This is a genomic window from Gordonia sp. NB41Y (assembly GCF_030718915.1).
Classification (GTDB): Bacteria; Actinomycetota; Actinomycetes; order Mycobacteriales; family Mycobacteriaceae; genus Gordonia; species Gordonia desulfuricans.
The window spans coordinates 2,401,052-2,426,140 of record NZ_CP132196.1 but is presented as its reverse complement, the minus strand read 5'-3'; the positions used below and the strand labels follow the sequence as shown (position 1 = coordinate 2,426,140).

The 25,089-nt window shown below is 69.2% G+C and carries 18 protein-coding genes; 7 read left to right on the top strand and 11 right to left on the bottom strand.

Going from position 1 to position 25,089, the window contains the following annotated elements; all coding sequences use genetic code 11:
- Positions 1–131: 131 nt before the first annotated feature.
- The gene (locus Q9K23_RS10475) at positions 132–539 is read left to right on the top strand and encodes a hypothetical protein (protein ID WP_152972647.1); all 408 of its coding nucleotides are present in this window, start codon (positions 132–134) and stop codon (positions 537–539) included.
- A 47-nt stretch (positions 540–586) separates the two neighbouring features.
- Here Q9K23_RS10475 and Q9K23_RS10470 read toward each other — a convergent pair whose 3' ends face one another.
- Genes Q9K23_RS10470 through Q9K23_RS10460 form a run of 3 tightly spaced genes read right to left on the bottom strand, consistent with a single transcriptional unit; the run spans position 587 to position 4,697 of the window.
- Positions 587–1,873, bottom strand: coding sequence for a hypothetical protein (locus tag Q9K23_RS10470; RefSeq protein WP_053776633.1), 1,287 nt, complete (start codon positions 1,871–1,873; stop codon positions 587–589).
- Positions 1,873–3,252: a condensation domain-containing protein gene (locus tag Q9K23_RS10465; RefSeq protein ID WP_059038415.1), complete on the bottom strand. Its 1,380-nt coding sequence runs from the start codon at positions 3,250–3,252 to the stop codon at positions 1,873–1,875. Before Q9K23_RS10465 ends, Q9K23_RS10470 begins: the two co-directional genes overlap by 1 nt.
- Positions 3,249–4,697 (bottom strand): condensation domain-containing protein, encoded by a 1,449-nt coding sequence (locus tag Q9K23_RS10460; RefSeq protein ID WP_053776634.1) that lies wholly within the window; start codon positions 4,695–4,697, stop codon positions 3,249–3,251. The genes Q9K23_RS10465 and Q9K23_RS10460 overlap by 4 nt, the downstream gene beginning before the upstream one ends.
- Positions 4,698–5,406: 709 nt before the next feature.
- Here Q9K23_RS10460 and Q9K23_RS10455 point away from each other — a divergent pair.
- The 3 genes from Q9K23_RS10455 to Q9K23_RS10445 are packed head-to-tail and all read left to right on the top strand — an operon-like array spanning position 5,407 to position 9,069.
- Positions 5,407–6,360 (top strand): glycosyltransferase family 2 protein, encoded by a 954-nt coding sequence (locus Q9K23_RS10455; protein ID WP_261977755.1) that lies wholly within the window; start codon positions 5,407–5,409, stop codon positions 6,358–6,360.
- A 10-nt stretch (positions 6,361–6,370) separates the two neighbouring features.
- Positions 6,371–7,744 carry a hypothetical protein gene (locus Q9K23_RS10450; protein ID WP_053776638.1) on the top strand — a complete coding sequence of 458 codons (1,374 nt, stop codon included), beginning with the start codon at positions 6,371–6,373 and terminating at the stop codon, positions 7,742–7,744.
- Positions 7,741–9,069 carry a nucleotide disphospho-sugar-binding domain-containing protein gene (locus tag Q9K23_RS10445; protein WP_261977756.1) on the top strand — a complete coding sequence of 443 codons (1,329 nt, stop codon included), beginning with the start codon at positions 7,741–7,743 and terminating at the stop codon, positions 9,067–9,069. The genes Q9K23_RS10450 and Q9K23_RS10445 overlap by 4 nt, the downstream gene beginning before the upstream one ends.
- Before the next feature lie 15 nt (positions 9,070–9,084).
- Here the strand turns inward: Q9K23_RS10445 and Q9K23_RS10440 are convergent, their stop codons facing one another.
- The 6 genes from Q9K23_RS10440 to Q9K23_RS10415 form a co-directional block, all read right to left on the bottom strand.
- On the bottom strand, positions 9,085–10,173 hold the full coding sequence (locus Q9K23_RS10440) for an IS630 family transposase (RefSeq protein ID WP_305950498.1): 1,089 nt from the start codon (positions 10,171–10,173) through the stop codon (positions 9,085–9,087).
- A 1,057-nt stretch (positions 10,174–11,230) separates the two neighbouring features.
- A complete protein-coding gene (locus Q9K23_RS10435; protein WP_305950497.1) occupies positions 11,231–12,568 on the bottom strand; it encodes a hypothetical protein in 1,338 nt (445 codons plus the stop codon).
- A gap of 47 nt (positions 12,569–12,615) precedes the next feature.
- On the bottom strand, positions 12,616–13,440 hold the full coding sequence (locus Q9K23_RS10430) for an ABC transporter permease (protein ID WP_020793724.1): 825 nt from the start codon (positions 13,438–13,440) through the stop codon (positions 12,616–12,618).
- The gene (locus tag Q9K23_RS10425) at positions 13,437–14,426 is read right to left on the bottom strand and encodes an ATP-binding cassette domain-containing protein (RefSeq protein WP_020793723.1); all 990 of its coding nucleotides are present in this window, start codon (positions 14,424–14,426) and stop codon (positions 13,437–13,439) included. Before Q9K23_RS10425 ends, Q9K23_RS10430 begins: the two co-directional genes overlap by 4 nt.
- 99 nt (positions 14,427–14,525) lie before the next feature.
- Positions 14,526–17,474 carry a BTAD domain-containing putative transcriptional regulator gene (locus Q9K23_RS10420; RefSeq protein ID WP_305950496.1) on the bottom strand — a complete coding sequence of 983 codons (2,949 nt, stop codon included), beginning with the start codon at positions 17,472–17,474 and terminating at the stop codon, positions 14,526–14,528.
- A gap of 10 nt (positions 17,475–17,484) precedes the next feature.
- Positions 17,485–18,057: a nitroreductase family protein gene (locus tag Q9K23_RS10415; protein WP_020794232.1), complete on the bottom strand. Its 573-nt coding sequence runs from the start codon at positions 18,055–18,057 to the stop codon at positions 17,485–17,487.
- Positions 18,058–18,233: 176 nt separating this feature from the next.
- Between Q9K23_RS10415 and Q9K23_RS10410 the strand changes: the two genes are divergently transcribed.
- Entirely contained in the window at positions 18,234–19,532 is a 1,299-nt protein-coding gene (locus Q9K23_RS10410) for a hypothetical protein (protein WP_152972764.1), read from the top strand.
- Between the two features lie 14 nt (positions 19,533–19,546).
- Here Q9K23_RS10410 and Q9K23_RS10405 read toward each other — a convergent pair whose 3' ends face one another.
- The gene (locus tag Q9K23_RS10405) at positions 19,547–19,858 is read right to left on the bottom strand and encodes a hypothetical protein (RefSeq protein ID WP_157079526.1); all 312 of its coding nucleotides are present in this window, start codon (positions 19,856–19,858) and stop codon (positions 19,547–19,549) included.
- A gap of 252 nt (positions 19,859–20,110) precedes the next feature.
- Between Q9K23_RS10405 and Q9K23_RS10400 the strand changes: the two genes are divergently transcribed.
- Positions 20,111–22,636 (top strand): LuxR C-terminal-related transcriptional regulator, encoded by a 2,526-nt coding sequence (locus Q9K23_RS10400; RefSeq protein ID WP_305950495.1) that lies wholly within the window; start codon positions 20,111–20,113, stop codon positions 22,634–22,636.
- A gap of 6 nt (positions 22,637–22,642) precedes the next feature.
- On the opposite strand, the gene Q9K23_RS10395 is transcribed toward Q9K23_RS10400, so the two are convergent.
- On the bottom strand, positions 22,643–24,196 hold the full coding sequence (locus Q9K23_RS10395) for an MFS transporter (RefSeq protein WP_020794064.1): 1,554 nt from the start codon (positions 24,194–24,196) through the stop codon (positions 22,643–22,645).
- Positions 24,197–24,320: 124 nt separating this feature from the next.
- Here Q9K23_RS10395 and Q9K23_RS10390 point away from each other — a divergent pair, with 124 nt between their 5' ends.
- Positions 24,321–25,007, top strand: a complete 687-nt coding sequence (locus tag Q9K23_RS10390) for a TetR/AcrR family transcriptional regulator (RefSeq protein ID WP_059038399.1) — start codon at positions 24,321–24,323, stop codon at positions 25,005–25,007.
- Positions 25,008–25,089: the final 82 nt, after the last annotated feature.

The window sequence follows — 25,089 nt, the reverse complement described above, 5'->3', positions numbered from 1 at the left end:
ATTGTCAGGAGATCGGCAGGGTCGGGACCGCTCCGAGACGCCTCGACGCGCCTAGCGTGGAAGGTGTCACCGTCCCCCGACCGAACGAGGACCACCAGGGCCCGCACGGGGGTGACGGTCAGGAGGAGATCATGTCCACTCTCAGCCGTCCGCTGGTCCGACGCTGCGCATCGGTGCTTGCCGGAACCGCGGTCGCCGCGGCCGGAATCGGGCTCGCCGCCGGTACCGCGAGCGCCGACGCGGGGCCGTCCACACCGATGGCGGGTACCAACTGCGTCGTCGCACAGGGGGAACGCGCGCTCCGCGCCGAGGCGCCCGACATCTACGCCCACATCGAGCAGTACCCGACGTCGGCGCAGGGCCTGGAGAACGTCTTGGCCCTGAGTCCGGGCGACCGTGCCGACGATCTGTCGATCGCGCATCCCTACAACGACTCCGGGCTCATGAAGTTCCTGGGTGTGTCCGGGTGGTCGCATGACGAACGCCATGCCGCGACGGCGGCGATCGAACAGGCGGCAGCCGATTGCGCCGCCTACTGACCGCCGCAACCTACTGACCGCCGCAACCTACTGACCGCCGCAACGGGTCAGGACGCGCGGACCCGCATGTCGACGACGGTGCCGCCCGGCCGCAGCCGACGGACCAGTCCGTCGATGACGGTGCCGATGACGGCGTCGGCGGCCGGCCGTGCCGGATACCGCACGCGCAACTCCAGCCCGTGATGACCGCGGGAGAACCACAGCTGGGCGGTGTCGGTGGAGGTGACCGCTGAGATGTGCTGTGCACCAGGCAATGCCGGCCCCAGCTTGCGGTAGTCGAGGTAGGACACCATGAAGATGTCCTCCGAGACGAACTGCGGTGCACACTCGGCGAGCACCTGCTCGAGCGGCAGCGTCGACAACCCGGCCGCGTGCCGCAGCCAGGCGTCGGCGGAATCGGGGTTCCCGGCCTCGACGACCACCGGCGCATTGGAGACCATCCAGCCCGCGGTGTTGTGCCACCCGGATCGGGAACCGCCACGGGTGTGGATCGGGATCAGCGTGGCCAACCGGTCGGGTCCGCCGGCATCGGCGACCGCCGCGGCCAGCTCGGCGAGGATCGTGGCGAACGGCCGCGAGCTCAGGGCGGTCTCGGCGGCGTCGGCATCCAGGATGTGGATCACCGTGGTGTGCTGCGGATCCCGGCCCTCGCCGAGCGGGATCGGGAAGGCCGGCAGGGCGCCGTCGGTGGCGGCGAAGAAGTCCTGCCAGACACCCATCAGCTCGGCGCGCCGCTCGGCGGTGAGATCGGCCAGGATCGAACCGGTTCCGTCCTCGGCGCAGCAGCGCTCGGCGAAGTCCTCGCCGGGGCGGGCGGCGCTGTCCGGATCGGCGTACAGCTCGGCCATCCGGCGCAGCACCAGATCGATGGTCAGCGCGTCGGCGTGTGCGTGGTCGAAGGCGCACACGAGGGTGCTGCCCAGCAGTCCGAAGAACAGCCCCGGGACCCGTCCGGCATGGCAGCGTTCGTTGATCAGCGATGTCACGAAGCTGTGCCACACCCGGCCCACCAGGCGCGGACGCACCGACACCTGATCGGGCTCGAAGACGTCCTGGCGCGGGTGATCGCCCACCGTGAACCGGGCCCGGAGTGCGTCGTGCTCACCGAGGAACCGCTCGACAGCCGTGGCGACCTTCGCCGGATCGTTTGCCGCACCGGGCAATTCGACGGTACCGGCCAGCCATGCGCCGCGTCCGAGCTGTTGGGCGCGCAGGTGATTGCCCTGGTTGAACGCGACCGGCAGATCTCGTCGCGGCGGTTCACCGGTCCACGACACCACGAGTTCGGTCAACTGCCCGGACAGGTCGATGACATCCATCGCGGTCACATGCATCAGGCCACCTCACCCTCGAGCGCCACGGCTGTGGCGATGACGTCGCGCACCGTGGCGAAGAATCGGGTGACCGATTCCTGTGCCACCGGATTGCCGGGATACTGCGTTCCGATATGCAGACCGTCGGCGGTCCGCCACGCCCACATCGACGCATTGCGGGTGCGTCCCTCACCGGTGAACACCACCAGATCGCGGGTGTTCGGCGCGGTGGGGAACCACCGGAAGTCGAGCAGGTTGACCATCTGGGGGCTGACCACCACGGACGGGTCGATCACGCCCTGCATCAACAGGATTCCCAGCACGGCGTGGACCGGGTCGGCCGATGCACGCTTCATCGCCTCCACCGCGGGCCCGGCCTGGGCGAGGACCTCGGCGAAGTCGGTCGACGGGACCGGGAAGCCGAGCGGCGCGAAGTTGACATACCAGCCCTGCGACGCCATGTGCTCGCCGGTGCGGCTGCTGAGAACCGTTGCCGTGGCATACCATTCGCGGTCGTCGACGAGTCGGCCGGCGATCGCCAGCGCGGTGTGCAGCACGGCGGTGAGTCCGGTCCCGTGCTGCTTGGCGAGGGCGACCAGGCGGTCGGTGTCCTCGGCGTCGGACAACTTCTGCTCGGCAAACCACACCGGTTGGGGCTCATCGTTTTCCAGCCCGAGTGGGAGCGGGAACGCCGGGATTCGGCCGCCGGATTCGGTCAGCACGTGGCGCCACCGGGCCACCGACTCCGAGTCCGGCGTGACCTGACCCGCACGGCCGTATTCGTCGGTGATGTAGTCGATGTGGCTGCCGTGCGTCGTCACCAGCGGCGACGCGGAGTCGCCCCGGTAGCGGGCCAGGATCTCGACGAGTCCGAGAACCTGCGAGGCGCCGTCGCCGTAGGCGTGATCGATCCCGAAGTACAGATCGAACGATCCGGGGCGGCTGACCGCGCCGACCGCGCAGCCGGGAAAGGTGTCGAAGACCGCCTCGGTGGGCAGACGCCGGTCGAGGTGCGCGAGCGGATCGGTGTCCTCCGACGGTGTCGCCACCAGCGAGATGTCGGCGGCGTCGACCACGTACCGGATCGGTTGACCGTCGTCACCGATCCGGAACGACGACCGCAAACCCTCATGGGCACCGAGGAATTCGGTGAGGGCAGTCGTCATCCGGTCGATGTCGAGACTTTCGTCGACGTGCACGGTGCTGCAGGTGTAGCCGCGGTGCACCCGGCCGTCGGCGCGCTGGACGAGCACCGCGGAGATGTGATCGCGCTGCAGGAACGACGGTCCCACCGGATGGGCGGGTGCCGCGGCCGCCGCGGCGAGGGTCGCCGCCGACGGCGACCAGTCGAGGATGGTCCCGGGTTCCGGCGACCAGTCGTCGTCGTCGATCAGCCTCACAGCTGCTCCACCGCGTCGGGTGACCCGGCGGCTTCGGAGGTGTCGGTCAGCTGCAGGTCACCGTTGGTCGCGACATCGCGCAGGACCGCCGCGAACTCGCCGATCATGGCGTGGATCGATGCCGCGGCGACCTCGTTGTTCGGGAAGCGCAGCGAGATGTTCATGCCCTCGGTGGTGCGGTTGACCCAGATGTAGACCTCGTCGTTGTTCGCGATCCGGCTCCGCAGGGCGCGGTCGCGGTCGGTCCAGGTGGCCGCGCCCGGGAGGAACCGGGCGTCGACGAAGGAGACCGCGAAGCGCGGGGTGTCGAGCATGCCGGCGAGCGCGGCGATCCGCGGGTACGGCTGATGGGTGAGGGCGGCGTGACGGCGTACACCGGCGTCCACCGAGGCGAGGGCGGCCGAGAACGACGGGGCGTCGCCCAGGGTGATCGACGCCGGGACCAGGCCCACGTACCAACCGGCCGCGGCGAACGACTCGGGGGTGGTGCGGGTGTGCATGGGCATCACGAAGCGGGTCTCGCGCTTGCCGGTGAGGCGGTGCAGCGCGGTGGTGAGGGCGGTGAACGCCCCGGTCGACAGCGACGCGCCGTGCCGCTTGCAGGCGGCGTTGAAGGCGTTGGTCTCCTCGGCCGACAACAGCCACAGCGACAGGCTCGACTGCTGGCCCGCGACGTCGTCGGTGGGGACGGCCGGCTGGGTGGGCAGCGGGAACCGCGGCATGGCGGGGACGTCGGAGCCGTCGTCCCAGAATTCCTGCCAGGGTGCGAGCGCGGAATGGTCGGCGTCGATGCCCAGGCCGGCCTCGTGCTCGGTCACGCAGTAGTCGACATAGGAGCCGCAGGCCGGCAGCTCGGGTGCGCGACCCTCGCCGAGAGCCTGGTAGAACTCGTTGATCTCGGTGATCAGGAGGAGCTGGCTGTAGGCGTCCATCACGGAGTGGTCGGCGGCGAGCACGACGATGACGCCTTCGGCGGCCTCGATCATCGAGTCGGGTTCGATGGTGACCGCCACCACGTGCGGCCAGTGGGCGGCGCTCAGATCACGTGCGAAGAAGTCCTCGATGTGGCCGCAGATGTCGCTGCCCGGGTCCCGCTCGGCCGGGCGGGAGGTGACGGTGACCGCATCCGGCGAGATGCCGAAGCGCTGCAGCCCCTGATCGGTGAGGCGGGCGGAGGTGCGGAACGCGTCGTGGCGGGCGATCCACAGTGCCAGCGCATCGGCGAAGCGCTGCGGGTCGAAGGCGCCGATCAGGCGGAACGCGGTGCCGATCCACGAACCCAGGGGGTCGACGTGATCGGAGGTCAGCGCGTGTCCGAGGTGCGCCTCGTGGTTGGGTGACAGAGGTCGCTCATCCGGTTGCCACGCCCCGGAGTCGACGGCGGGGATCCATTCGGTGATCCGGCCGGTGGGCAATGGATAGTCGGCGAGTTCGGTGTACTCCATGGCGATCCCCCTGGGGTGATGAGTCAAAACGGGTTGGCACGCGAGGACGGCTTGCACCGCACGCAGACGCGTGTCGTCGGGGGGTGTGGAAACCGGAGTACCAGCATGTATTCCACGAACACCGCCCCGCACTCGGTGAGACCCGTCACGCGGGGAACCACCGGAATGCGGTTGTGTCAACACCGCCGGCGACGTTGCGCGACAGCTGTCCGGCGCCCTTCAGCCCCAACTCTGAAAGGCGTCGCGGAAAAGACATTAACCCGAAAACGTCAGCGGTTTCCAGTGCAAACAATCCGGTATTTGCACCCTTGCCTCACGGAATCGCATGGGGCACAATCAATGCTCCCAATTCTCGGCCGACACCTGCGAAGACGGATCCTGCGGAGGTCGTGATGGTTGTCACGATCAGGGTGAACCGGAAATGAATTCAGGGAATCCTACTGTGAATTAAAGTTACAGAAACCCTGGGGAAACGTGAGTTCACAGCGACTTGGCAGCGATCATATTGGATCACTCGATCAGGCATGTGTCTTTTGCCCCGCTCAGCAGGCTGTCCTACACTCCGGATCGGGACAAGGCGGGGGTCGCGTCCCACATCGGAGGCACGTTCGCGTTTTGCGATCGACAATTGTCGGTGTGGAGATGAAGCACCGTGATTGCCATACCCAACAATGGGTTCTGCAAAATCAACCGTGGAGGACGTGAGATAGTGACCTCGAGCACAGGGTCGGCGGATAGTGCCGGACCGTCCTCTGAGGGGGACGCCACCCGGGTGCGACTGTCGGTCGTCATCCCGGTCTACAACGAGCAGGACACCATCGGAGAGTGCCTCGGCCTGCTGATCAAGCAGATCGAGCACATCGCCGAGGTCGTCGTCGTGGACAACAACTCCACCGACCGCAGCCGCAAGATCGTCGAGGACGCGATGAGCGGCTGCCCGGTGATCACCATGATCGACGAGACCCGGCAAGGGCTCGTCTACGCCCGAAACGCCGGCCTCGACGCCGCCACCGGGGATGTCATCGCGCGGATCGACGCCGACACCCGGGTGCCCGAACGGTGGGCGCAGACCATCGTCGAGTTCTTCGAACACGACGCGGAGAAGGAGTGGGCGGCCCTCTGTGGTCGCGGCGCGGCATACGGTCTGCCGTTCGAGGGGTGGACCAGCAAGTGGAAGGCGCGACTGCGCCCGGTCTTCGACGCCCTGCCGTCGCGGTCCACCGCCGCCGCCCCGGACGACATCGCCGTCCGCGAATCGCCGGTGCTCTACGGCTCCAACATGGTGGTCCGCCGGGAGACCTGGGCGGCCATCCGGGACACCGTCAGCATGCGCCGCGATGTCTTCGAAGATGTCGACATGGGGTTGTGCGTTCGAGATATCAACGGTCGCAATGCATTCCTCACCTCCATCACGGTCGGCGTCTCACCGCGCCGGATGGAGACCGGGATGCTCGCCTTCATGGAGTACATGAGCTTCCTGCCCCGGACCCTGCTGCTGCACCGCCGCTACGGCATGGCCGCCACCGTGGTGCTGGGCTACCTACCGCCCCTGTTCGCCGTGCACGGTGCGAGACTGGTGATGATCCGCGCCTATGACCCGCAGACCGCGAGTTTCTCGGTCCGCAATTTCTGGCGTCCGACGGCGCAGCGCTGCCTGCCGTGAGGAGATGACGATGACGGCCGAGACGGCCACCACCCCGACGGGCCGATCCGCGACATCCGGGGCCGGTCCGTTACGGGTCGCCGGACCCGACGAGTCCTTCCTGCTCGCCGAACAGCGACTCGGATTCCGTACCCCGATCCAGTACCTCTGGGTACTCGACGACGATCCCGGTGCGGATGCGGTGGAGAAGTTCGCCCATGTGATCGCCGGTGGGCAGTTGAATCGCGCGGTCGCGCGGCGACGGGTGCCCGGGGCACGGGGACGGTGGGTGCGTTCGAGCATCCCCCCGCAGGTCCTGCACCTCGGCCGGATCGACGACGACGCGGTCGGACCGTGGGCCGACGGCATCCTGCGCACCGCCGACCTGCACGCGCCCGAGGGCCTGGCATGGAAGCTGTGCACCGTGACCACGACCCGCGCACGTCGTGTGGTGGCCCTGCTGATCTCTCATCTCGTCGCCGACGGCGAGGCCATCATGCGGGCACTGATCGCCGCCGCCGACGGCCACCTCGACCCGCTGCCCGATCCCGCTGTCGCCCGGGGCCGCCATGCCGTCCGGGAGGACGTGACCGATGCGGCCACCCAGCTGCGTGCAGCCGCACGATCGCTGAAACCGATCATGCGCGAGATCCGCTCCAAGCGGCCGGCGAAGTCGGAGGCCACGCCGGCCGTCCCTCGTCCGCCGGTCACCTACGATCCGCTGCGGGTCGCACTGGCGACCGTCGACCTCGACGCCGCGGACTTCCACGAGCTGGCCCGCCGGTACAACGGCACGGTCAACACGCTGTTCACGGCGATCGTCGCCGGAATCGCCCGTCGTGCAGGGCATCCCGACTCCGAGGAACTCCGCGTCAGTGTCGCGGTGAGCAAACGGGGTGGGCCCGAAGACCGTCGGGCCAACGCCTCCGGCGGCATCTGGCTGCGACTGCGTGACGGCGAGGACGCCCCGTTCGACCTGGGCGGAATCCGCGCCCAGAGCCGTGAGGCCTTCACCACCTATGCCGAGAGCGGCAACGACGTCCCCGACGAGACGCTGTCGGTGGTGCGGTTGCTGCCGCGCAAGGTGCTCGGTGCGCTGCTCCCGCTGGTGCCCGCACCCGACGTCAGCGTCTCCAATCTCGGTGTGCTGAACGAGAAGGTGCAGACCATCTGCGGGGTCCGCGCATCGTCCTTCGTGTTGCGGCTGATGGTCCAGGAACCGGTCGGGGGTGCCCGCGCCGACATGCCCGGACCCGGCATGTCCGGCTGGATCGTGCAGTACGACGACCGGATCACGTTGTCGTTCGCCGCGTTCGCGACCGAACGCTTCGGCGACGACGAAGGGTTGCGGGCACTGGTCGACGCGGAACTCGCCGCCTGGGATCTGGAACACCGGTTCTGGTGAGTCCCGCGCACATCGTCTTCCTGCTGTACGGCTCCCGGGGAGATATCCAGCCGGGTATCTGTCTGGCCACCGAACTGCTGCGGCGAGGCCATCGGGTGACCGCGGTGGTGCCGCCGAACCTCGTCGACCTCGTGGCCTCGGCCGGTGTGCCCACCGTGTACCCGGTGGGGCGCGACACCGACCGGCAGTGGTCGTCGGACACCGCCCTCGATGCGCAACGATCCCGGAACCCGTTGACCAAGGCGAGGTTTGCGCTCGACACCGTCGTCGATGGCATCCGATCGTTCGACGACGGCCTCATCCGGCTGTTCGTCGACGCCGATCCGACGACCGGCAAGCCGCCGGTCCACGACGTCGACCGGCTGGTGGTCGCGCCGATCTGTCAGGCCCGGGGGATGGCGCTCGCCGATCGGCTGGGCGTCGTGCTGACCGTGTTGCGGTTCGCGCCGATGTCGCCGAACTCCTGGTACGGGCCGGTACCGGGAGTCACCGATGGTCTGGGCCCCCGCGCGACCCGGGCGGCCTGGCGGGCCTACAACTCCGTGGTGTGGTCGTCGACCCGACACGGCGAGAACAGATTTCGGCGTCGGCTCGGTCTCGCCACGATGCATCGACCCTGCCCCGACCGTCTGGCGGCCCGCCGGATCGTGCAGATCCAGGCCTACGACCCGGCGATCGTCCCGGGCCTCGGCGACGAGTGGGGAAGTCTCAAGCCGATCATCGGGTTCCTCGACCTCGCCGCGCAGGACCGCCGGCACCTCACGGAGGTGTCCGGGCATGACACCGATCTGACGGCCTGGCTCGCGGACGGAAGCGCACCGGTCTACGTCGGGTTCGGATCGATGCCGATCGCCGATCCGGACCGGATCTCCGAGATATTCTGCAGTGTCGCAGCCGAATCCGGTCTCCGGCTGATCCTCGCGTTGGGTGGCAGACCCGGCCGTGACCCGCAGCACCCGGATGTCTACCACGTCGGCGCAGTGGACCACTCGTGGCTGTTCCCCCAGTGTGCGGTGGTCGTCCACCACGGGGGCGCCGGCACGACCGCGGCCGTCCTCCGATCGGGGACACCGGGCGTGATCTACGCTTTCACCGCCGAACAGCCGTTCTGGGCCAATCGGATCGCCGCACTGGGGGTGGGGGTGGGACGCCGCTTCTCCGCATTGAGTCGCAAGACCGTCGGCGAGGACCTCCGAGTGGTGATCGGTGACGGAATACGTGATGCAGCAAGAGGATTCGCGGCGCAGATGGTGACGCCACAACAGGCTGTCGCAACCGCCGCGGAACTCGTCGAGGGGCGCAGTCGAGCACTGGCGAGACCCTAGTGGTGTGTCTCTGAATTAGTTGGCTACTTGTTCGAGTGTTGCGCGTGCGCGGGCAACTTTGGCGAGGATGGATTCGGCGGTGGCGGTCCAAATGTAGGGCTTCGGATTGTCGTTGTGCGCGTGCATGTATGACTCGATACTGGCGATCAGCTCGGGCACGCTGGGGAAGATCCCGCGGCGGATGTTCTTGTCGGTCAGCTCGCGGAACCAGCGCTCTACCTGGTTGAGCCACGATGATGAGGTCGGGGTGAAATGGAAATGAAACCGCTTGTGCCGCTTCCTCCATTTCTGCACGTTCGGGTGTTTATGGGTGGCGTAGTTGTCCAGGATCAGATGCACCTGCAACCCGGCCGGGACCTGACGGTCGATGGTGTTGAGGAACGTGATGAACTCCTCGTGCCGGTGACGCGACAGGCACTGGCCGATCACGGTACCGGTGAGCACGTCCAACGCAGCGAACAAGGTGGTCGTGCCATTGCGTTTGTAGTCGTGGGTCATGGTCCCGGCGCGACCGGCAACCATCGGCAGCGACGCTTGGGTCCGGTCCAATGCCTGGATCTGGGACTTTTCATCCATACAGAGCACGATCGCCTTCTCCGGCGGGTTCAGATACAACCCGACCACATCGATCAGCTTCTCCTCGAATCGGGGGTCATTGGATACCTTGAACGTGTCGACTCGATGCGGTTTCACGTCGAGATCCGACCAAATCCGTTGCACTGTAGAAGAACTCACCCCTACTCGCTGCGCCATCGTCCGACACGACCAATGCGTCTGCCCCGGCGGTGTCGTGGTCGTGGTCAACCGCACGATCTCGGCGACCGTCTCCGCGCTGATCGACGACCGTCGACCCCGGCCCTTGCGAATCACACCCAGACCGGCCAAACCGTCCTCGCCGAACCGGCTCCGCCAGGCCCGCACCGTGGCCGCGCGGACCCCAACCTCCTCGGCAATCCGGATGTTGGCGACCCCGTCCGAGGCCAGCAACAACACCCTGGCCTGCAGCACCTGCTGATGCGGAACCCGCTGGCTGCGGGTCAACCTCTCCAACGTCTCGCGCTCACCATCGGTCAACGGCAACGGTGCCGCAGCTCGCCCACTCATACAGAGAATTGTACGCAACATGTAGACGGTTATTTGCGAGACACACCACTAGCCGAGGAGTCGGAGGTGGTTGGGGACGCGGGTGCCCGGCTCGACCATCGTTGGTGACCACCTCTGGGGTGGTTGCGGACATTGTTGTCTCGCCGGGTCTCGACACGGGTCCTCGCCTTGGCGGCTCGGTCCCGGCTCGACCATCGTTGGGGGAGCGCGTTTACGGTGGTTGAGCCGATGAGGAGCGTAGCGACGAGGAGTGTCGAAACCTCTGTCGGCCGACGTCGGGAGGTGGCCACCTCTGGGGTGGTTGCCGACATTGTTGTCTCGCGGGGTCTCGACACGGGTCCTCGCCTTGGCGGCTCGGTCCCGGCTCGACCATCCATGGTGACCACCTCTGGGGTGGTTGCCGACATGGTTGTCTCACGGGGTCTCGACACGGGTCCTCGCCCTTGGGGGCTCGGTCCCGGCTCGACCATCCAAAGTGGTTGCGTCCGTTTTACGGTGGTTGAGCCGATGAGGAGCGTAGCGACGAGGCGTGTCGAAACCTCTGTCGGCCGACGTCGGGAGGTGACCACCTCTGAGGTGGTGGGGGACATGGTTGTCTCACGGGGTCTCGACACGGGTCCTCGCCCTTGGGGGCTCGGTCCCGGCTCGACCATCCAAAGTGGTTGCGTCCGTTTTACGGTGGTTGAGCCGATGAGGAGCGTAGCGACGAGGCGTGTCGAAACCTCGGTGGGCCGACGTCGGGAGGTGACCACCTCTGAGGTGGTTGCCGACATTGTTGTCTCACCGGGTCTCGACACGGGTCCTCGCCCTTGGGGGCTCGGTCCCGGCTCGACCATCCATGGTGGCCACCTCGGGGGTGGTTGCGGGCATTGTTGTCTTACGGGGTCTCGACACGGGTCCTCGCCCTTTGGGGCTCGGTCCCGGCTCGACCATCCAAGGTGACCGGCTCGACCATCCATGGCGTCCGGCTCGACCATCCATGGTGACCGGCTCGGACGTGGGTACGGCCAGGCCTACGTCGCACGAGGATGTCCTGGTCACGGAGCGGGCGGGCGTGTCACCACGACTTCGCGGACAGGCCCCACCGATCGAGTTCCCTGGTGATCAGTCCGGTCAGGGCGGCGTCGTCGGCCACCCGATCGGGGTCGAGGGAGGTCATGCACAGGGTGATCGAACCGGCGCTGCGGCCCAGCCAGGCGCTGACCCCACCCTGCATGCGGCGCAAGGTCTCTGCGGTGGTGCCCACCGTGACCGAGCGGAGGGCCACCGAACCGGGGGTGCCGGTCCCGAGACCGGCGAAGGTGGGATCGAGGGTGCCCAGGGTGGATGCCAGGCACAGCGGGGCGCGGGAATCGGCGGCCAGCCGACGCACCAGGCCGTCACCGAGCGGCTGCGCGATCCGGCCCAGCAGGGAGAGCTGACCCGGTCCCGCCGACAACTCGCCGTAGGCGGCCTTGGTGGCGGTGCGCAGCGGCGAGAGATCGTGATAGCGGTCGGCGGTCACCGGAATCCGCGCCGTGACACCGGTCGTCGCATTCGCGCGACGATCACCCGGGGTGCGGGTGGACATCGGCAGACTCAACGGCACCACATCGCCCTCCACCACCCGGCCGGTGGCCTCGAGCACCCCGATGACGATCGCGGCGAACAGCGTGGTCATGGTGCCGCCCGCGGCCGACGCCGCGGCGTCGTAGGCTCCGCCGTCGATGGTCACCACCGCCGTCGGACTGACCCCGCCCCACGACGACTCGTCCACCGCGGGCACCGGGCGGGCGTCCGGACGGACGATCGGCTGCGGACGGGTACGGATCAGGCGCACAGCGGCTTTCACCGACCCGCCCATCGAGGAACCCAACTCGGTGAGGGTGTCGACGATGCTGGTGGGGGCGTTGGTGGTGTCGAACGGGACACCGACGAGGACCTCCGCGATCCCGCCGAGTACCGCACCGCCGTCACCGATCACATGGGATCCCGTCCACGTCACGAACGTCTCGTCGGTGTCGGCGGATCGGACCGCCGAGATCCGCCACGACGGTCCGGCGACCACGTCGAAGCCGGCACCGGCCTGCCCGCGCGCCCAGTCGAGGATCGACGACGCCGGGATCGGATCGTCGGCGTAGTGCGACACACCGGCAGATACGGAGTGGAACCACCGGTCGCGCACCGGAAGCGGGCTGCGCCGGACCAGCCTGGCCAGCCGGCTGTGGGACAGCCCGCTCGCCAGCCGATCGAAATCGGCACGGGCGAGCTCACCGGGTATCCGCCACACCACCTGGTTGACCACCGGCAGGTCGAGCGCCTGCTCCATCCGGACGAACAGGTCGTCGTCGGGGGTCAGTCGCTCGGGACGTGCCGGTGCGGGTGCGGTGACAGAGGCGTCGGTCTGGTCGGCCACGATGCCAGTCCTTCCGAAGGTGATGGGGTGCCCGGGATCTCGGGCGGTCAGGCGCGACGGAGATAGGCGCGCACCGCGATCGGTGCGAACACGGCGATGATCACGACGGCGCCGATCAGTGTCCAGCCCACGTGCGCGGTGACCTGGCCGTCGTTGGCCAGTGACCGCAACGACGACACCAGATGCGAGACCGGGTTGATGTCGGCAACCGAGGCGATCCAGGAGGGCATGGTCTGCACCGGCACGAAGACATTCGAGGTGAAGGTCAGCGGCATCAGGATCAGCATCGAGACACCCTGCACCGCAGAGGCTTTGGACAGCAGGACACCCATCAGCGCGAAGATCCAGCTGATCGCGAACGCCGCGAACATGGTCAGCAGCACACCGAGGATGGTGCCGAGCACACTGTGCGGGCGGTAGCCCATCACCATGCCGACGCCCAGCGACATCACCGCGGCGATCGCATAGCGCACGATGTCGGCGATCAGTGAGCCGGCCAGCGGCGCGATCCGCGCGATCGGCAGCGACACGAACCGGTCGAACACACCTCGGTCCATGTCCTCACGCAGCTGCACACCGGTGACCACCGAACTGTTGATCGCCACGGCGACCAGCACACCCGGAACCAGTTGCGGCAGATAGGCGGAGACATCACCGGCGATCGCACCGCCGAAGATGTTGGCGAACATGACGGTGAAGACGATCGGCACCACGATCACGTCGAACAGCTGCTGCGGGGTGTGCTTCATCCGGAGCAGCCCGCGGCGGGTCATCGTGATGGTGTCGGTGACCGCCTGCGCGAACCCGACCCGCTCGATGGGCGGGGCGAAGGTTGCGGTGGTGGCGGGCGAGGTGTCGGCGACGGCGGTCATGCGGCATCCTCCTCGGAGTCGGCGGGTGCGGGGGTCGTCGAGCCGGGCGAGTCGCCGGCGGTGATGGCGAAGAAGACGTCGTCGAGACTCGGTCGGCGGACCGCGATCTCGGCGACCGGGATACCCACCTCCTCGAGTGCGACCACCGCGCGCGCCGACAGCGTGGGGTCGGAGATCGCGGCGAGCAGCCGGCCGTTCTCGGGGGTGGTGGTGATCGGACCGTCGAGCACGCGCCGCAGGATGTCGGTCGCCTCGGTGAGCCGCACGGCGTCGAACAGGGCGATCTCCAGCGACCGCTGGCCGACACGGTCCTTGAGGGTGTCGGCGTCGCCGGAGGCCACCACCCGACCGGAATCGATGACGACCAGCGAATCCGACAGCTGATCGGCCTCCTCGAGGTACTGGGTGGTCAGCAACACCGTGCTGCCCCCGGCGACGAGTTCACGCACCGCGGTCCACACCTCCTGGCGGGTGGTGGGATCGAGACCGGTGGTCGGCTCGTCGAGGAACAGCAGTGCCGGTTTGCGGATCATCGACGCGGCGAGGTCGACGCGGCGTCGCATACCGCCGGAGAACCCCGACACCGGGCGGTTGGCCGCGGCGGTGAGGTCGAACTGCTCGATCAGTTCGGCGGCACGCTTCTTGGCGGCCCGCCCGCGGTAGCCGAGCAGCCGCGCGAACAGCTCGAGGTTCTCCGACGCGGTGAGGTCTTCGTCGACCGAGGCGTACTGGCCGGTGAGCGAGATCTGGGAGCGGACGGCGGTGGCGTCGGAGACGATGTCGCGACCGAAGACCGTCGCCGAACCGGAGTCGGGGCGGATCAGCGTCGCCAGCATCCGGACGGTGGTGGTCTTGCCCGCGCCGTTGGGCCCGAGCACACCGAGCACCGTGCCGGTGGGGACGGTCAGGCTGACGTCGTCGACGGCGACGACGTCACCGAACGTCTTGCGCAGGTGTTCGGCGCGGATCGCGATGTCGGGGAGCACTGCATACCTCCATGTCGGCAGGGAACCCACCGGGTTCCCGGGATGCGAGAAGAGTGCACCGCGGAACTTTCATCTCGCTTTCACGCAGGTCGGAGGGGGTCAGTGCAGCAGTGACAGCAATGCGGTCCGGTGCGACGCCGGCCCGGGGCCGATGTCGACGACGGGGAAGTCGCGCCGGTAGCGGGCGCCGCGGGCCGCCGCGAGGAGTGGGTCGTCGGCGTCGAGTCCGGTGACCATGCCGATCGCTGCGGCGGCCGCGCCGAGGGCGGGCAGATTGGGGGTGGGCATCATCGCGAGCCACCCCAATGCGACCCGCAGGCCCTCCGCGGCGATACGTGCCTCGGTGTCGGCACCGGTCACGAACAGGATCGCCGCCCGCACCCCGTGCAGGTAGGCCGAATGCCCGTCATGCGGCGGGCCGATCACGGCGATCGCGGTGTCGGCGGTGCGCCGGGCCCCTGACGGGTCGGCGGCCGCCCGGAGCTGGGCGCGGGCCATGTGGGCGGTCGCCACATAGGCGCGCCCGGAGTCGCCGGCCTCACGCAGACAGGAATCGAGGAGTTCGCCGGCCAGATCCGGATCGGACCGGAGCACGGCGAGCGCCTGATGGACCCGCACCTGACAGGCGTCCTCGGCCAGCCCGAGGGCGGCGTAGTCGGCCGCGGCCCGGCCGAGATGGACCGCTGCGCCGGCGTGGTCGCCGAGTAGGGCATGCCCGCGGCCGAGGCGGTGCCGGCCGGTGGTGACCAGCCACGGGTGCCGCGTGCGTTCGGCGGCGACGAGGGCTCGCAGCGCCGCCCGCCGGGACAGGGTCGGTACGGCGAGGAACTCGGCCGAGTCCGAACGGATGATCTCGGCGACCGCCACCACCATCGGGTCCCGCGACCGCGCGGCGCGGGTGACGATCCGGGTGAAGTCCGACGGGGATGCGGTCAGCAGGTGCACGATCAGGGCGATCACCGGCGGCAATGTGGCACCGGCGGCGAGGCGACGCAGCCGGGCCCGGGCCCGGGCCGCCGCCCGGGGCTGGATCAGGAGGATGAGATAGGCGGTGGCACAGGCGATGCCGACACAACACTCGCTGCCGGTCGCGTCGTCGATCGCGGCGAGGGCAAAGCGTTCGGCGTCGGGGTAGCCGCCGGTCCGGATCACCCGCCAGGTGATCACCGGCAGCAGCCGGGCCACCGAGCCCTGCGGTCCGTGTCCGTCCGCCGCCGCATGCAGCGCGGCCAGGAGCGCATCGGAACTCTCGTCGAGGCGTGCGACGACGCCGACCACCTCCCCGGCCAGCAGGCCGGCGCCGAGTGATTCGAGCAGATCGACCGCCCAACAGACGAATTCGCCGTCGAGTGCATCCTCGTCCCGGCCCGTGCGGGTGCGGGTGAAGTCCCGGACGGTCTCGGTCAGTCGGTAGCGGGTGAGTCCGTCGTCGCCCTCGATCACCGTGGCCAGGCTGTGATCGCAGACCTGTGCCAGGCCTTCGACGGTGACGCGGTCGAAGGTGAGCGCGTCGTGGATTCGGACGTCGCCGGGGAACAGGGCGAGCACGGCCAGCACGCGGCGGCCCCGGTCGTCGAGGAGATCCCAGCTGGCCGCGACCACGTCGGCCAGGGCGTGATGGCGGCCCTCGCCGGGTACCGCGAGCAGACCGAACCGTGCATCGAGCCGGCCGACGATGTCGGCCAGCGACAGATACCGCAGCTGGGCGGCGGCCAGTTCCAGGGCGAGCGGGGAACCGTCGAGCCGCGTGCACAATTCGGTGACCAGAGCCGGATCGAGGCGCACGTCGCCGCGGACCCGGCGGGCGCGTCGGGTCAACAGGTCCGCGGCGGCCGGCCCGGGCAGCGGGCCCACCGCCACCAGGTGTTCGCCGGCGAGGTCGAGCGGGGTGCGGCTGGTGGCGATCACGCGGATATCCGAACGGCGTGAACGGATCTCGGCGATGATGTCGGCCACGGCACCGGGCAGGTGCTCGCAGGTGTCGAGGACGACGACGGTGTCGGGCGGGGCGAGCTGGGCCACCGCCGCCCCGGCGGTGTGCGGTTGCGGCCGCAGCGACACACTCCGATCCGGGACCGCACCCCGGCCGAGGGCCACGGCCACCGCGGCGAGTGTGTCGTCGGCCTGCCGTGCCGCCGACAGATCCACGAAGACATTCGTCGGCTGTTGTGCGGCAATGTATTCGGTCACCAGCCGGGTCTTGCCGATACCGCCCGGACCGGTCACCGTGACCACCGCCGACGCCGCGAGGGCGGCGGTGAGCTCCTCGAGCGCGGCGGTGCCCGTGACATAGGCGTCGGCCGGGGGTGCCGGGGTGTGCGGCAACGGTGAATAGGCCAGTGCCGCACTGTGTGCCGCCGCGACCTCCGGACCGGGATCGGTCCCGAGGGCATTGGCGAGACCGGCAGCCAGCTCGGCGTGGACGGCGAGTGCGGCATTGGGATCGCCGGCCTGCAGCAGGGCCCGCATGTGCAGGGCGGCCAGGTGCTCGTCGAGAGATGCCGCAGAACGCAATTCGGCGATCTCGGCCGCCACCCGGCCGGGTTCACGGGCCAGCCGCCCGTGCCAGTCACGTTCGCGCAGCGCATGGGCCGCACGATCGGACCGCTCGATCAGTTCGTCGCGGATATCGCCCGCGGGCAGATCGGTTCCGGGTTCGCCCCGCCACCACGACCGCAGCAGCGTTGCCCCGGCGGCATCGTCGGCGGCGTCGGTGCGCAGGAACTCCTCGGCCGCCGCGAGATCGGAGGCGGGGGAGTCGGTGGTCAGGCGGTATCCGGCGGCCGACCCGGCGATGCTGTCGGGGCCCAGTATCCGCCGCAGCCGCGACACCTGCGTCTGCAGGGCGCCGGCGGGATTCTGCGGGGCCCGCTCCGGCCACACCGCCTCGATCAGCCGCGCCGATCCGACCGGGTGGGGGTGCGCCAGCGCCAGGGTCACCAGCAGTGTCCGGGCCCGTCCGGACGTGATCGGTTCCGGGCGGCCGTCCACCACGACGGTGACCGGACCCAGAAGTCCGACAAGCGGATTCGACCCTGACACGCCCATGTCGAGGCGATCAGCCGGCGTCGGTGAACGGCCGGCCCCACTCGCCGGTGAAGGCGATCTGGTGGAGGGGGAGCCGCTGCCGGGGCATCTCGTCGCGTTCGCGGACCTCGTCGGCCAGCGTGGCCGGGTCGTCGGCGAGTACACCGATCGCGAGGATCAGCATGGGCCGCTTGTCATCCGGGATGTCGAATACCTCGCGGGCGGCGACCGCGTCGAAACCGGCCATCGGATGTGGGATGAGTCCCTGGGCGACCGCCTCGAGGCTCATCTGCGCTGCGGCGAAACCGAGGTCCACCCCGCCGTAGTCGTGGGGTTTGACGTCGTCGGCGTCGTCGGTGGTGCACAGCAGGATCAGTGCGCCCGCGGCGGGCGCCCAGCTCTTGTTGCCGCGGTTGAGGACCGCCACGAGGCGCTCGAAGGTGTCGTCACCCCGCAGGCCCACCACGAACCGGACCGGCTGCAGCCTGCCCCAGGTGGGTGCCCACCGCCCGGCCTCGAGGATGTCGGTCACCGCCGCGACGGTGACCTCGCCGTGGGGGTCGTAGCCGCGTGCGCTCCAGCGCTTCTCGATCAGTTCGTGCACAGGGTCGAGGATACGTCGTCGCCGGTCACCGGGGTTTCCGGGCGGTATCCGCGCCGCGCTGGCTGCCGCCGTGACCGGCCCCGGTGGCCATCGCCCATTGTGGGTGAGTTCGCTTGTGTGGTCCGCCGTCAGGCGCGGACCATGAGCGAGGGGAGCCCGGCGTCCGGAGGTGATCGATGTCCGCACGCAGGATCATGGTGGCGGTGCTCGTCACGCTCACCGCCATCCTGACCATCGGCTCGGTGACCGCCGGATATGTGCGCGCGGTGCTGCTGGACTCCGACACCTATGTGTCGGTGGTGGGGCCGTTGGCGACCGACCCCGCAGTGCAACACGCGGTGTCCGAGGCGGTGAACGACGAGATCGCCGGCCACGTCGACTACCAGGCCATCACCGACTCGATGGTCGACGAACTCGCACAGCTCATCCCCGGTGACCGGCCGCGACTGGAGGGGGTGGCCACCGCGGCCGCACCCATGATCGCGAGCCGCCTGCAGGAGTTCACCCGGTCGGCGGTCGAGGAGTTCGTGGCCTCCGACCGGTTCGCCACGGCATGGGAGAACGCCAACCGGCAGGCCCACGAGGCGCTCGTCGCCCTGCTGACCGGCCGGGCACGACGCGACGCGGTCCAGATCGGGTCGAACGGCACGGTGGCGATCTCCCTGGATCCGATCCTCGTCGGGGTGCGTACCCGGCTGCTGGACCAGGGACTGTCCTTTGCCCAGCACCTGCCGACGTCGACCGACCGTCAGCTGGTGCTGCTGCACGCCCCCGGACTCGCCAAGGCCCAACGCGTGAACCGCATCCTGGACGCCGTGGCCTGGGTGCTGCCGTGGATCGCCCTCGGCTGCGCGGCGGCGGCGGTGGTCCTGGCCGGTCGGGGACGCCGCTGGTCGACCACGGCGGTCATCGGGGTGGCCGTGGTCGTCGGGATGGTGATCCTGGCGATCGCCCTGCTGATCACCCGTTCGGTCCTCATCGACCAGATCCCGTCGTCGGTGGGATCGGGGGCGGCCGCACGCGTGGTGCTTGACGCGGTGCTGGACCCGTTGCGGGTCGCGCTCCGATCGGTGGCCGCGGTGGGTCTGGTGCTCGCCGTCGTGGGATTCGTGGCCGGCGGGTCGGCGTCGGCCCGACGGCTGCGGGCCGGGGGTGGTCGCGTCATGGATGCGGTGGTCCGGCGCGGTGGCGGACATGTGCCGGCCGCCTGGGCGCGGGGGGTGTCGCAGAACCGCCGGATGCTGCAGGTGCTCGTCGTGCTGGCGGGTGCGCTCATCGTGGTGTTCTGGACGTCGCCGTCGGCGCTGGTCGTCCTGGTCGTGGCGGTCGTCGTCGCCGTGGTACTGGCGGTGATCGAGCTGGTCAGCCGGTCGGTGATCCGGTCGTCACCACCGGATTCCCCGACAGCCGCCGTCGGGGGCCCGCAGGATTCGGATCCGCCGACCGAGGAGACCCGACAGCCGACGTCGGAATGATCCGACGCCGGTTGTCAGGAGAGCGGGGAGTCGTCCCGATCAGGGGACTGGTAGGAGACGAGGTGGAATTCCGTCACCCGTAGCCCGAGGATCTCGCAACGCGAGAGGATTCCGAACATCTGGGACGAGTCGACGACAGCGCATCCGAAGACGGTGTCACCGTGATCTCGATCGACCCACACCGGGTGAAAGGAGTCGAGCAACTCGGCGCTCAATTCGCCCTCGATGCGAAATCGATAGATCTCGGTAATCGGAATCACCCCTGGGTTCACCCGTGTGGATCGGATTTCAGTGTGGCCGACGAGTTCTTCGTCCGCGTCACGCAAACAGGGTGAGATCGAATCGGACGTCGTTGTCCCCCAAGCGGACGACGGCGCGATCGCTTATCCCGACATCACGATCGGAGAATTCGGACACCTTGTCGCGGTGAGGCGATGGGCGGGGCACAATGACGACGGGCCGGGAGTGGATGGAGTGGTTGCAGAAGAACTGTGACGGCAGAATCGTGACGGCAACCCGATATCCGCGGAGACGAATCCCGGACGGTTGTGAATGATTTCTCGACAGACGGGTGATCGATGGCATCCGACGCCGATTCCGGGCGCAATTCGACTGCGCCCACCGGGCCGGTCGTCCGCAACATCGTTCTGCGCGCCGATGTGCTGAACCGGCTCGACGGGGTGCTGCGTGCCGATGTGTTCGTCGTCTGTGCACCGGCCGGTTACGGGAAATCCCTGGCGATGGCGGCGTGGCTGGATTCGCGCATGGTGGAGCAGGTGGCGTGGGCGAACCTCGGGGCCGTCGGGGAGTCGGCATCACGGTTGTGGTCGGCGGTGATCGACGGGTTCGTCCGGATGGCCGGCGACGACGGAGAACTGGCGGCGGTCGCGGTCCTGGCCGATCGGGCGCCCGCCGAGGTGCCCCGCCGGCTGGCCGGCTGGATCGCTCGCCGCTCCGGCCCGGTGGTGCTGGTGCTCGACGATCTGCACGGCGTGACCGGTCCCGAGGCGCACGAGCAGGTGCAGCAGTTGGTGGCGGTGTCGCCGGCGGGCCTGCACATCGTGTGCATCACCCGGCACGATCCGCCCTGGCCGCTGCATCGGATGCGGTTGGACGTGCGGATCGACGAGATCCGTACCGACCTGTTCCGCTTCGACGTCGCGTCGACGATGGCGCTCTTCGAATCGCTCGATCTCTCGCTGGGGCCGGCGATCGCGACGGCATTGGTGGACCGTACCCAGGGGTGGGCCGCCGGAATCCGTCTGGCCGCATTGGGTGCGGCGAACTCCGATGACCCGGAGGGGTTCGTGGACGGGATCACCGGCCGCACCGGGTACATCGCCGACTACCTCCTCAAGGAGGTCTATCAGCGGATGCCGCCGGCCTGGCGCGATCTGCTGATCCGCGTCAGCGTCGTCGACGTGGTGTGCCCCGAACTCGCCGAGGCGCTCGGTGCCGGGGTCGACGGCGAGGCGACGCTCGTCCAGCTGGCCCGCGAGCACGCCTTTGTCCACGAACTCGGCGACCAGCCGGGCTGGTTCCGGCTGCATCCGCTCCTGCTGGACTTCCTGCGCAGCCGAATCCACGATCAGCGCGAACTCCTCGACCTCCACCGCCGCGCCGCGCAGTGGTACGCCGATCAGGGCAGGCCGCTGGTGGCACTCGGACACGCGATCTCCGCCCACGACTGGGATGCGGCCGCGACATTGGTCGGCCGGCATGCGGTCACGTGGACCGTCTGCCGGAATCCTTTCGAGCTCAAACGAATTCTCGACGGCGTAGCCCTCGACGAGGTTCTGGCCCGCCCCGGGCTGGCGACCGGCGCGGCCGCGGTCCGGGCGATGGCCGGGCTCACCGCCGAGATCGAGGGGTTCGCGGTGGCGGCCCGGTCACGGCTGGACACCTGCGGCAGCGCCCGCCCCCGCCTCGAACTCCTCCTCGACCTGATCGACATCGGATACCGGCGCTGGACCGGCGATGTGGACGGCATGCTGGCCGGCTGCCGCCGGGTGAACACCGACCCGGCAGCCCTCGCCGGTTCCGGTCTCACCGACTGGCCGGTCATCGGGGTGCTCGTGACCAGCAACACCGGCAGCAGCGAACTGTGGACCGGTGAGATCGAACCGGCACGGTCGCATCTGATCGAGGCGGCGACGGCGACGGCCGGTCCGCCGATCATGTTGCCGGTGCTCAACGCCCGGGCGCACCTGGCATATCTGCAGTGGCGCTGCGGGGAGCTCACCTCGGCCGACGACCGGGCCCGCGAGGCGATCGCCGGATTCGCCGAGGCCGGGATTCCGGCGGCGGCCCATGCGGCGTCGGCGTATCTGGCGCTCGTCGGGGTGTCGCTCGACCGCGACGACCTCGACGCCGCCGACGCGTGGGTGCAGGCGGCGGCCGCGTCGGCCATCGAACCCCACACCCTGCTCGTCCTGGCGATGATGCGCGTGCGCATCCTGCTCCGTCGGGGTGCCGCCTACGACGCCGCATCGGTGATGCGGGATGCCGTCACCGGCACGGGATTCGACGTCGTCCCGGCGGCGCTGCGACGTGAGGCCGAGGCGCTGGGGTCGGTGGTCGCCGCCTACGTCGACTCGGGTTCGGGGCGGCGGGGACACGTCGATGCACCTGCCCTGCCCGATCGGCCGACCACCCGGGAACTCGTCGAGTATTCGCTGGCGGTGGCGTCGAATCCGGCTGTCGACCAACAGATTCGGACAGAACTCATCGATCGGGCCCTGGCCGCGGCCGCTGCCGAGGATCTTCGGCGGCCGTTTCTCGAACGGGCAGAACAGATCCGGGACCTGCTCGCCGGCCGGATCGAGCGGGGAAGTCCACAGGCCGACTTCGCGCTCGGACTGCTTCGGAGAATGCCGTCGGAGGGCCGGCGGACCGCCGACGACGGGCGGTTCGTGCCGCTCAGCGCCCGGGAGATGGAGATCCTCCATCATCTGGTGGGCTCGATGACGATCTCCGAGATCGCCGGCGCGCTCTACATCTCGGTGAACACGGTGAAGACCCATCAGCGTGCGGTCTATCAGAAACTCGGTGTCAGCGGCCGTCGTGAGGCGGTCACCCGGGCCCGGTCGCTGCGGCTGCTGTGACCGGCGTCAGTGCGCTTCGGTGACCCGTCCGGTCTCGACGACCTGCTCCACCACCGCCGGCCGCTCACGCATCACGACCGCGACGACGACGCTCAGCACACCCAGAGCGATCACCGCGAGCGCCATCGCGGCGTGTAGACCGTCGACGTAGGCCGCGCGGGCGGCATCGGCCAGCGCCACCCCGTCGGGTCCCATCCCGGATGCCGTCTGCAGGGTCTCGCCGAGGGTGTCGCCGAAGCCCAGACCGGCGCCGGAGGCGTGGAACACCAGCGTGGCGATCGATCCGAGTACGGCGAGTCCGGAGGCGGTACCCAGTTCGAAGCTCGTCTCGGAGATGCCCGACGCCGCACCCGACCGCTCCGGCGGAACCGAACCGACGACGATCTCCGACACCAGACTGAACTGCACCGCGAAGCCGACACCGGCGACCGCCGTCGACACGATGTAGATCCACAGTGGGCTGTCGGTGGTCAGGAACTGTAGGCCGGCCAGGCCGATCGCGGACAGGGCGACCGCCCCGGAGAGCGAGGCCCGCTCGCCGAAGCGGGCCACCACGCGCCCGGTGCCGATGGAGAACACCGCCACCGTGATGGCCATCGGCAGGCCCGCGAACGCGGCCACCAGGACGTCGTGACCGAGCACCGACTGGAGGTACACCCCGGTCAGGTAGGAGGTGCCGCCCAGCGTCATCATGCCCAGCAGGGCGACGAGGATGGCCATGACGAACCGTCCGGAACCGAACAGCGACAGGTCGAGCAGTGGGGCGCGGGCGGCCCGCTGTTGCAGGATGAACCCGACGAGGGCGAGCACCCCGATCGTGGCGCTCGCGATGATCACGGGGGAGAACCCCTCCGACGCCGCGGTCTTGATGGCGTACATTATCGGCAGGATCGCCAGCATCGACAGGACGACGCCGGTGACGTCGAACGGGGCGTGCGGCCCGTCGGCCCGGTACTCCGGCACCAGCCGCGGACCGAGCACGAACAGCACGGCGAGCACCGGCACGTTGATCAGGAACACCGCACCCCACCAGAAGTGGTGCAGCAGAATGCCTCCGATGACCGGACCGATGGCCGACCCGCCGGCGAAGGCCGCGGTCCACACGCCGATCGCGCGGGCCCGGTTGCGTCCGTCGGTGAACATGTTGGCGATCAGCGACAGGCTCGACGGCATCAGCGTCGCGCCGCCGATTCCCATCAGCGCCCGCGCGGCGATGAGCACCTCCGCCGACGGGGCGAATGCGGCGATCACCGAGGCGATCCCGAACACCGCGGCACCGGCGAGCAGGATGCGCCGACGGCCGATCCGGTCGCCGACGTTGCCCATCGTGATCAGCAGGCCGGCGATCAGGAAGCCGTAGATGTCGAGGATCCACAGCTGTTCGGCGGCACTCGGGTCGAGCGCGACGGTGATCGACGGGATCGCGAGGTAGAGCACCGAGAAGTCCATCGACACCAGCAGCACCGGCAAGGTCAGGACCGCGAGTCCCCACCAGGCGCGTCGATCGGCGGCCGAGGTGTCCCGGTCGCGCTGATCGGTGGGCGGGCAGGTGGTGGACATGAGTCGGCTCCGGATCGTCTCGTGGGCGGATGCTGCGTACGACGTACGCGAACATCACGATACGCCAGATGGGTACGCTGTACGCAACCCGAATATTCCCAGCTGGACGAGGAGTTGACCGCCGGTGGCCCCACAGCCGACCAAACTGACGACGGCGGTGATCGTGAACACGGCGATCGACGTCGCCGACGGTGATGGTCTCGACGCCGTGTCGATGCGTCGGCTCGCCGAGGAGATCGGCGTCGGCGCGATGTCGTTGTACCGGCACGTCGACGACAAGGATGCCCTGCTGCAGGCGATGGTCACCGAGGTGGGTCGCCGGTTCCCGTATCCGGTCGGCGACCCGGTACCGGCCGGCTGGCGTGAGCGTGTGGCGATCGCCGCCGACATCGACTGGGCCCTGTACCAGCGGCATCCGTGGGTGCTGCTGGCGTACTCGGTGCCCCGCTACGGGTTCGGTGCCGAGGCGCTCGACGGGATGAACTGGCTGGCCGAGGGCTTTCTCGAGCTCGGTGTCGACGCGGTACGGGCGGTCGACATGGTGCTCACCGTGTGGTCGTACATCAACGGTGTGGCCCTCGCCGCGGTGAGCGACCGTCTCATGCGGTCGGGGCCGGCGGGCGACGACCCCGGCGGGCTCGCCGACATCGTGTCCGGGCGGATCACCACCGGGCTCGAGAACCTGCCGCACCTGGCCGCGATCGTCGGCGACCCGGCGGCGGCACGATTGCTCGACCCGCGCGCCGCCCTCGATGCCGGCGTGGCCTACCTGTGTGCGGGATTCGAGGCGGCCACCGCCGACGGGCGGTGAGGGACCGGCTCGGTGAGCCCCGCCACGACTGCCGCGCCGGTGTGATGATCACGTCGGTGTGACCGCTACTCGGGTGTGACGA

Bases quoted from the DNA above. Each gene is read 5' to 3' on its own strand.
- Q9K23_RS10475 (WP_152972647.1), top strand. From the start codon at position 132: ATGTCCACTCTCAGCCGTCCGCTGGTCCGACGCTGCGCATCGGTGCTT.
- Q9K23_RS10470 (WP_053776633.1), bottom strand. From the start codon at position 1,873: ATGCATGTGACCGCGATGGATGTCATCGACCTGTCCGGGCAGTTGACC.
- Q9K23_RS10460 (WP_053776634.1), bottom strand. From the start codon at position 4,697: ATGGAGTACACCGAACTCGCCGACTATCCATTGCCCACCGGCCGGATC.
- Q9K23_RS10450 (WP_053776638.1), top strand. From the start codon at position 6,371: ATGACGGCCGAGACGGCCACCACCCCGACGGGCCGATCCGCGACATCC.
- Q9K23_RS10440 (WP_305950498.1), bottom strand. From the start codon at position 10,173: ATGAGTGGGCGAGCTGCGGCACCGTTGCCGTTGACCGATGGTGAGCGC.
- Q9K23_RS10430 (WP_020793724.1), bottom strand. From the start codon at position 13,440: ATGACCGCCGTCGCCGACACCTCGCCCGCCACCACCGCAACCTTCGCC.
- Q9K23_RS10420 (WP_305950496.1), bottom strand. From the start codon at position 17,474: ATGGGCGTGTCAGGGTCGAATCCGCTTGTCGGACTTCTGGGTCCGGTC.
- Q9K23_RS10410 (WP_152972764.1), top strand. From the start codon at position 18,234: ATGTCCGCACGCAGGATCATGGTGGCGGTGCTCGTCACGCTCACCGCC.
- Q9K23_RS10400 (WP_305950495.1), top strand. From the start codon at position 20,111: ATGGCATCCGACGCCGATTCCGGGCGCAATTCGACTGCGCCCACCGGG.
- Q9K23_RS10395 (WP_020794064.1), bottom strand. From the start codon at position 24,196: ATGTCCACCACCTGCCCGCCCACCGATCAGCGCGACCGGGACACCTCG.